The sequence below is a fragment of the Aquibium sp. A9E412 genome (genome assembly GCF_030398335.1).
Lineage (GTDB): Bacteria > Pseudomonadota > Alphaproteobacteria > Rhizobiales > Rhizobiaceae > A9E412.
In genome coordinates this window covers 1-7,580 of the sequence record NZ_JAOAOP010000105.1, presented here as the reverse complement: position 1 = coordinate 7,580, position 7,580 = coordinate 1, and the positions used below count along the sequence as shown (strand labels likewise).

10 protein-coding genes are annotated in these 7,580 nt (G+C 71.7%); 9 read left to right on the top strand and 1 reads right to left on the bottom strand.

Features of this window, described 5'->3' with window-relative positions:
* Window positions 1-429 precede the first annotated feature (429 nt).
* From N1F89_RS19970 to N1F89_RS19950, 5 genes are all read left to right on the top strand, one after another.
* On the top strand, window positions 430-1,122 hold the full coding sequence (locus tag N1F89_RS19970) for a B12-binding domain-containing protein (RefSeq protein ID WP_290086215.1): 693 nt from the start codon (window positions 430-432) through the stop codon (window positions 1,120-1,122).
* 41 nt (window positions 1,123-1,163) lie between these two features.
* Window positions 1,164-1,784, top strand: coding sequence for a DUF1638 domain-containing protein (locus tag N1F89_RS19965; RefSeq protein WP_290086214.1), 621 nt, complete (start codon window positions 1,164-1,166; stop codon window positions 1,782-1,784).
* Between the two features lie 244 nt (window positions 1,785-2,028).
* A complete protein-coding gene (locus N1F89_RS19960; protein WP_290086213.1) occupies window positions 2,029-2,652 on the top strand; it encodes an exopolysaccharide biosynthesis protein in 624 nt (207 codons plus the stop codon).
* A 76-nt stretch (window positions 2,653-2,728) separates the two neighbouring features.
* Entirely contained in the window at window positions 2,729-3,340 is a 612-nt protein-coding gene (locus N1F89_RS19955; RefSeq protein WP_290086212.1) for a type II toxin-antitoxin system Phd/YefM family antitoxin, read from the top strand.
* A 71-nt stretch (window positions 3,341-3,411) separates the two neighbouring features.
* Complete coding sequence (locus N1F89_RS19950) at window positions 3,412-3,693, top strand: hypothetical protein (protein WP_290086211.1); 282 nt, start codon at window positions 3,412-3,414, stop codon at window positions 3,691-3,693.
* On the opposite strand, the gene N1F89_RS19945 is transcribed toward N1F89_RS19950, so the two are convergent.
* Window positions 3,683-4,522 (bottom strand): hypothetical protein, encoded by an 840-nt coding sequence (locus N1F89_RS19945; protein ID WP_290086209.1) that lies wholly within the window; start codon window positions 4,520-4,522, stop codon window positions 3,683-3,685. The two genes, N1F89_RS19950 and N1F89_RS19945, sit on opposite strands and share 11 nt — an antisense overlap.
* Window positions 4,523-4,696: 174 nt before the next feature.
* Here N1F89_RS19945 and N1F89_RS19940 point away from each other — a divergent pair, with 174 nt between their 5' ends.
* The 4 genes from N1F89_RS19940 to N1F89_RS19925 all read left to right on the top strand — a co-directional run.
* Complete coding sequence (locus N1F89_RS19940) at window positions 4,697-4,999, top strand: virulence factor (protein ID WP_290086208.1); 303 nt, start codon at window positions 4,697-4,699, stop codon at window positions 4,997-4,999.
* Window positions 4,986-5,582 carry a methylenetetrahydrofolate reductase C-terminal domain-containing protein gene (locus N1F89_RS19935; RefSeq protein ID WP_290086207.1) on the top strand — a complete coding sequence of 199 codons (597 nt, stop codon included), beginning with the start codon at window positions 4,986-4,988 and terminating at the stop codon, window positions 5,580-5,582. Before N1F89_RS19940 ends, N1F89_RS19935 begins: the two co-directional genes overlap by 14 nt.
* Window positions 5,579-6,682 (top strand): methylenetetrahydrofolate reductase, encoded by a 1,104-nt coding sequence (locus N1F89_RS19930; RefSeq protein ID WP_290086206.1) that lies wholly within the window; start codon window positions 5,579-5,581, stop codon window positions 6,680-6,682. Before N1F89_RS19935 ends, N1F89_RS19930 begins: the two co-directional genes overlap by 4 nt.
* Before the next feature lie 71 nt (window positions 6,683-6,753).
* Window positions 6,754-7,580, top strand: an 827-nt coding sequence (locus tag N1F89_RS19925; RefSeq protein WP_290086204.1) for a methyltetrahydrofolate cobalamin methyltransferase, incomplete at its 3' end; no start/stop codon positions are given.

Here is a 7,580-nt window from a genome sequence, read left to right as displayed (position 1 = left end):
TCGTTGGGCAGCTCCTGGTTCATGACGTCGACCCGGCCGGACGCCGGCCCCTTGCAAGCCGTTTCGTTCGCGCGATCCTAGCCAAGCGACGGCACCTGAACGGTCCGCCAACGCCAGACCGTGTCGCATTCCAGACACGGGCCAGACACGGGCCAGACACGGGCCAGACAAGGGGCCGGACAAGGGGCCGGACACGGGGCCGGGCCGCCGCCGCGGCGCGTCTTCCCGCACCGGCCGCCCCCGCGGCCGGGGGCCCGGCGTTGCGCTGGACGGCCGCGGCCGCCATCGCCGGGCCCGGCTTTGGCGCGCCGGTCGCTTTCGTTGCGCATGAAGTCGCAAATCGGTTATGAACGGGCGCCACGGCAGACTATGTGGTGGGGATCGCCCGCTGCAGGCGCCAGCGTTGGTAGGGGCCATCAGGAGCCAGACATGTCCGACGACGAGATCATCCTCTCCGAGCTGTCCGACGAAGAACTCGTCCAGCAGATGCACGACGACCTCTACGACGGCCTCAAGGACGAGATCCTCGAGGGCACGCAGATCCTGCTCGACCGCGGCTGGGCGCCCTACGAGGTGCTGACCGAGGCGCTGGTCGAGGGCATGCGCATCGTCGGCGAGGACTTCCGCGACGGCATCCTGTTCGTGCCCGAGGTGCTCCTGTCGGCCAACGCCATGAAGGCCGGCATGACGATCCTGCGCCCGCTGCTCGCCGAGACCGGCGCGCCCAAGCAGGGCAAGATGGTGATCGGCACGGTGAAGGGCGACATCCACGACATCGGCAAGAACCTCGTCGGCATGATGATGGAGGGCGCCGGCTTCGACGTCGTCGACCTGGGCATCAACAACCCGGTCGAGAACTACCTCGCCGCCATCGAGGAGCACCAGCCCGACATCATCGGCATGTCGGCGCTTCTGACCACGACCATGCCCTACATGAAGGTCGTCATCGACACGATGAAGGAAAAGGGCATCCGCGACGACTACATCGTGCTGGTCGGCGGCGCGCCGCTCAACGAGGAGTTCGGCAAGGCGGTCGGCGCCGACGCCTACTGCCGCGACGCCGCGGTGGCGGTCGAGACCGCCAAGGAGCTGGTCAAGCGCAAGCACAACGTGCACGCGTGAGCCGGCGGCGCCCGGCGCCGCCGCGCGAACGGGAGACCGCCATGCGCGCCACACCGGCCGTGCCGCCGGCCGAACGGGTTCTCGTCATCGGCTGCGGCATGATCGCCCGCGAGATCCTCGCGGTGAAGGCGGCGCTCGGGCTCGAGCATCTCGAGCTGACCTGCCTGCCGGCCGAGTATCACTTCCACCCCGACCGCATCGTGCCGGCGCTCGAGACGGCGCTCGCCGAGGCGCGCGCGGCCGGCTACGGCCGCATCTTCATCGGCTATGCCGACTGCGGCACCGGCGGCGGCCTCGACGCGCTGTGCGCGCGGCACGGCGTCGAGCGCATCGAGGGGCCGCACTGCTTCGCCTTCTACCAGGGCATGGACGCCTTCCGCGCGCGCGCCGAGGACGACGTGACGGTCTTCTACATGACCGATTTCCTGTGCCGCCAGTTCGACGCCTTCTTCGTGCGGCCGCTCGGCCTCGACCGCCATCCCGAGCTCGCCGCCGACCTGTTCGGCAACTACGAGAAGGTGGTCTACCTGGCGCAGACCGACGATCCCGCGCTCGACCGGGTGGCCGAGGACGCCGCGCGCATGCTGGGGCTGGCCTACGAGAAGCGGCGCACCGGCTACGGCGACCTGACGCCGGCGCTGGGGCGCGCCGCCGCGCGCTGAGGCGCCGCACCCGCCGCACGACCACGAAACCGCCGGAATCGCCGCTATGGCTGGTCGCCTCACCGGATCGACCGCCATGCCCCTCGCCTCGCCCCTGCCGCCCCTGCACGCCGCCGCAGCGCCGGCCCGGCCGTCACGAAGGCTTAACGGTGTCGCGGCTATGGTGGACGGCCCGCCGCCGACACGGCCGGGCGGGGAACGTGGCCGCACCGCGATGAAACCGGGACTGACGGAAATCGATGCCGTGGGCGCGGCCGCAACGCCGCCGCCCCCGCCGCCGCGACGGCTGTCGCGCATCGTCGCCGAGCTGGCGCGCACGGCGGACGGACCGGTCAGCGTGGCCGAGATCCGCCAGGCGATGGGCGACCGCAGCTTCGCCGCCCTGCTCGTCGTGTTCTCCGCCGTCAACATGCTGCCGCTGCCGCCCGGCAGCACGCTGGTGCTCGGCCTGCCGCTGGTGCTCGTGGCGCTGCAGATGGTGCTCGGCAACCGCACGGTGTGGCTGCCCGGCTTCGTGCTGCGCCGCACGATCGCCCGCGACCGCTTCCGCCAGTTGAGCGAGCGGGCCGTGCCGCGGCTCGAATGGGTCGAGCGGCTGGTGCGGCCGCGCTACTGGCCCTTCGCGCGCGACCACGCCGACCGGGTGATCGGCGGCATCGCCCTGGTGCTCGCCGTCGCCGTCACCCTGCCGGTGCCGCTCGGCAACTGGTTTCCCGCCTTCTCCTGCGCGCTGGTCGGCCTGGCGCTGTCGGAGCGCGACGGCCTGCTGCTCGCCGCAGCGGTGGTCTGCGGCCTCCTCTCGCTCGCCGTGATGGGCGTGGTGGTGGGGGCGGCCGGCGTGCTCGCCGCAGCGCTGTTCGCCGGCTGAGCCGCGCCGTCGCCTTGACATTTTTGTACAAATTGCCATTTTGTACAAAAATCAGGCGAAGCGAGGAGCGACAGCAATGCCCCGACACGCCCCGACGGACAGCGCGGAGCTGGCCGACATCCTGGCGACCTACGAGACCCTGCCGGTCTCGGAGGCGCGCTCGGGCATCGGCCCGCTCGCCGACGACGTCGCCTACCGCTCGGTGCGCGCGGTCCTGACGAAGCACGGCCGGCCGGTCGCCGCGATGGTGCCGATCGCCGACCTGGTCGCGCTGCACAGGAGCGACGCGCAGGCCTTGCGCGCGATGGCCGCGGCCGCCGACGCGCAGGACGCCCATCTGGCCGAGCCGGACGACCCGGACCATTTCGCCGAGCTGCTGCACCGGCCCGGCCCCGAGACGGAGCGCGAGCTGAACGCGCTCGGTGCCGCGCTGCGCCGCGCCGTGGCGCGCGACGCGGGCGACCGCGCCAGGGCGCTCGCGGCCGCGATCGACCCGTTTCTGCACCGCCTCGAGGAGACCATCGTCGACATCTCGGTCGAGGCGGCGAGCGGCGGCGAGAGCGAAGCGGTGTCGCGCGACGTGCTGCGCGCGGAGATCGTCAAGCGCATGCGCGCCCTGCACGGCGACGAGGAGGAGGAGGCGGCGGCCGCCGCGCCGGCGCACGACCGCCAGACGATGACGGGCTAGGCCGCGTTGCCGGGTCCGGCCAACCCGCCCGGGCGACCGCGCCCGCCGGCCGTGCACGAAAGGCCGGCCCGGTGAGCTATCGCATCGCACCGATCGGCGGCACCGACCTGTTGTTGTTGCGGATGAAGAACCTGCTGGTCGACGAGGGCTGGAGCGAGGCGCAGGTGTTCGACAAGCTCGACGCCATCGCCGCCGCCCACACCGCCGGCAGCAAGCCGTCCGGCGCCGTGCGCCTCAAGCCGACGCCGAACGGCTTCCAGCGCTTCGGCGTCCGGATCGGCCCGCACCTGATGACCTACCATGTCCGCCCGCCGGACCTTCTGGCGGTCGACCGCATCCGGCTCAGCGAGTGACCGCCGGCTGCCGGTGACGCAATTCGACGATCTGGCGTCCGCGCGCCGCCGGCTCCTGGGCGCGGAGGGTCAGCACCGCCTTGCCGCGCACCGCGTCGTAGAGCGCCACCGGCCAGCGCCAGCCGAGCGCCAGCAGCGCCTCGCGCGGCCGGTCGGCCAACGCGAAGCGCAGGACAACGGCGACCGCCTCGCCGTCCGGCGCCACCGCCAGCACCCCGCCGGCGACCGGCAGGTCGGTCTGGCCGCGCGGCGTGTAAAGCCCCGAGCCGACGCCGCGGCCGAGATAGCCGCGGCGCAGCCGCGCGCCGGTCAGGTGGACCGCCGCCCCGCTGCGGTTGACGACCGAGGCCTGGCCGCGGGCGCGGTAGGTGCCGTCCCCGTCGCGACTCACCACGACCTCCTGGATGGCATGGGCGACGCCGCCCGCCGGCGTGTCGGCCCGCCGGTCGCGGGCCGGCCGGGCGAGCGTCGTGTCGATCACCGCAAAGGCGAGCGAGCCGAGCACGGCGAGCGTGATGACGAGCGGCGAGGCCTCGTCGAGGCGGTAAAGAAGCTGCAGCCAGCCGGCGCTCTGGTCCGCGCCCCAGTCGGCGCGCACCACGCCCGAGGCCGAGACGCCGAACAGGCCGAGCGCGGCATAGGCGAACGCGCCGGACAGCTTGCGGTAGGCGAATTCCGGATTGTTGCCGCTGAACAGCATGAAGAGCACGGCGGCCAGCGCGAACGCCGCGCCCGCCACCACCGCGCCGGCCGCCACCCGCTCGGCCGCGACATAGGCGAGCAGGCCGACCAACGCGGCCCGTGCCAGCGCCAGCCCGATCCAGCGCATCGCCCCTCCTCCATGCCTTCGCCGGCAGTCTAGACGCTTGTCATGCGGCCGGCGAGTGGCGCATGACGGGCGCCGTTTCATCCGCGTCGCTTTTGAATGCGCCGACGTCGTCGCATAACAAGCGGCACCCTCGTGGCTGCGGCAATGCTCGCCTCCAACATCGGGAGACCATCGATGGCCGACCTCATCATCCTCTACTGGCGCGACATCCCCGCCCAGGTGATCGTGCGCAAGGGACGGCGCACCGCCAAGCGCGAGCTGCCGCTGCGCTTCACCGAGGCGATCGACATGTGCGCCATGCGCGTCGGCGCGCGCGACACCGACGCCTATCTGGCCGAGTGGCGGCGCGGCGAGCCGCAGCCGGTCGGCGACGACCTGGAGGCGGAGGCCGAGCAGGCCCTCGCGACACTCGACGCACAGTTCGACGACCAGCGGCTGAAGGCGCTGGTCAAGGCAGGTGGACATGCCGGACCCTGAGACCCCGATCGTCACCCAGGCGATGCGCGTGCGCGCGGCGGCCGGCCGCATCGCCTACAAGCCGGCCGACGTGTCGCCGGCGCGCCGCGTCCAGCGGCGCTATGCCGCGCGGCTGTGGTCGGTGCGCCACGCCCGCTTCCTGGAGCGGCTCTACGGCCGCTTCGCCGACCTGTTCCTGATGCTGCATCCGCTGTGGAACGCGCTCGGCTACCGCCGCGTCGAGGCGCCGGTCAAGTTCGTCGAGCGTCGCGTCAAGGGCCTGATGTTCGACTGCCGCATGTGCGGCCAGTGCGTGCTGTCGTCGACCGGCATGTCGTGCCCGATGAACTGCCCCAAGCAGCTTCGCAACGGGCCGTGCGGCGGCGTGCGCGCCAACGGCAACTGCGAGGTCGAGCCCGACATGCCGTGCGTGTGGGTCAAGGCGTGGGAGGGCTCGCGGCTGATGCGCGGCGGCGACGCGATCCTCGACGTGCAGAAGCCGGTCGACCAGTCGCTGCGCGAGACCTCCGCCTGGCTGCGCGTCACCGCCACCGCCGCCGCCGACCGTGCCGCCGCCGCGAAAGCCAAGGATGCCGCCCCATGAGCGCCGACCGGCCGCCGCAGATCGACGTTCACCCCGGCGGGCCGCACCTGCCGCTCGACCCGCTGCCCGGCCACTCCTCGCGCGGCCGGCTGGAGCGCGTCTTGAGGCGCGGCGAGTTCGCCGTGACCGCCGAGCTCAACCCGCCCGACAGCGCCGACCCGGAGGACGTCTACGAGCGCGCCGCGGTGTTCGACGGCTGGGTCGACGGCATCAACGCCGTCGACGCCTCGGGCGCCAACTGCCACATGTCGTCGGTCGGCATCTGCGCCCTGCTGACGCGCATGGGCTACGCCACGATCATGCAGATCTCGTGCCGCGACCGGAACCGCATCGCCATCCAGGGCGACGTTCTGGGCGCGGCGGCGATGGGCGTCGGCAACATGCTGTGCCTGACCGGCGACGGCGTGCAGGCGGGCGACCAGCCGGGCGCCAAGCCGGTCTTCGACCTCGACTGCATGTCGCTGCTGGAGACCATCCAGACGATGCGCGAGGAGGCCCGGCTGCTGTCCGGCCGCAAGCTGACGACGCCGCCGGCCGTCTTCCTCGGCGCCGCCATCAACCCCTTCGCGCCGCCCTACGATTTCCGGCCCTTCCGGCTGGCCAAGAAGATCGCCGCCGGCGCCCAGTTCGTGCAGAGCCAGTACTGCTTCGACGTGCCGATGCTGCGCGACTACATGGCCCGGGTGCGCGACATGGGGCTGCACGAGAAGTGCTTCATCCTGTGCGGCGTCGGCCCGCTCGCCTCGGCCAGGACGGCGCGCTGGATCCGCAGCAACGTGCCCGGCATCCACATCCCCGACCACGTGGTCGCCCGGCTCGAGGGCGCCGCCGACCAGAAGGCGGAAGGCAAGCGGCTCGCCATCGACATCATCAACGAGGTCAAGGAGATCGACGGCATCGCCGGCATCCACGTGATGGCCTACCGGCAGGAGGAGTACGTCGCCGAGATCGTGCACGAATCCGGCGTGCTGAAGGGCCGCCGGCCCTGGAAGCGCGAGCCGCGGCCCGACGACGCGCTGGTCGCCGAGCGGCTCGAGCACATCCTCGCCGAGGCGCCGGGCGAGAAGCCCTCCGAGGTGCTGCGCGAGGTCACGCGGTGAACGGCCGGCCCCGGTTGAAACGAACGAAATAACGATATAAACAAGTCTTTATATCCGATTGGAGACACCGCATGACCCGCACCATCGTCGCCTCGGCGACCAAGGAAGTCGTGATCGGCTTCGACCAGCCCTTCTGCGTGATCGGCGAGCGCATCAACCCGACCGGCCGCAAGAAGCTCGCCGCCGAGATGGTCGCGGGCAACTTCGACACGGTGAAGAAGGACGCGCTCGACCAGGTCGCCGCCGGCGCCACCATGCTCGACGTCAATGCCGGCGTGACGGCGGTCGACCCCAACGCGACCGAGCCCGACCTCCTGGTGCAGACGCTGGAGATCGTCCAGGGGCTGGTCGACGTGCCGCTGTCGATCGATTCGTCGGTGACGCCGGCCATCGAGGCCGCGCTCAAGGTGGCCAAGGGCCGGCCGCTGATCAACTCGGTCACCGGCGAGGAGGAGAAGCTCGCCGCCATCCTGCCGCTGGTCAAGAAGTACGACGTGCCGGTGGTGGCGATCTCCAACGACGAGACCGGCATCTCCGAGGACCCCGACGTGCGCTTCGCCGTGGCCAAGAAGATCGTCGAGCGCGCCGCCGACTACGGCATCCCGGCGCACGACATCGTCGTCGACCCGCTGGTCATGCCGATCGGCGCCATGGGCACGGCCGGCCTGCAGGTCTTCGCCCTGCTGCGCCGGCTGCGCGACGAGCTCAAGGTCAACACGACCTGCGGCCTGTCCAACATCTCGTTCGGCCTGCCGCACCGGCACGGCATCAACGCCGGCTTCATTCCCATGGTGATCGGCGCCGGCATGACCTCGGCGATCATGAATCCCTGCCGGCCGCAGGAGATGGAGGCGGTGCGCGCGGCCAACGTGCTGAACGGCACCGACCAGAACTGCTA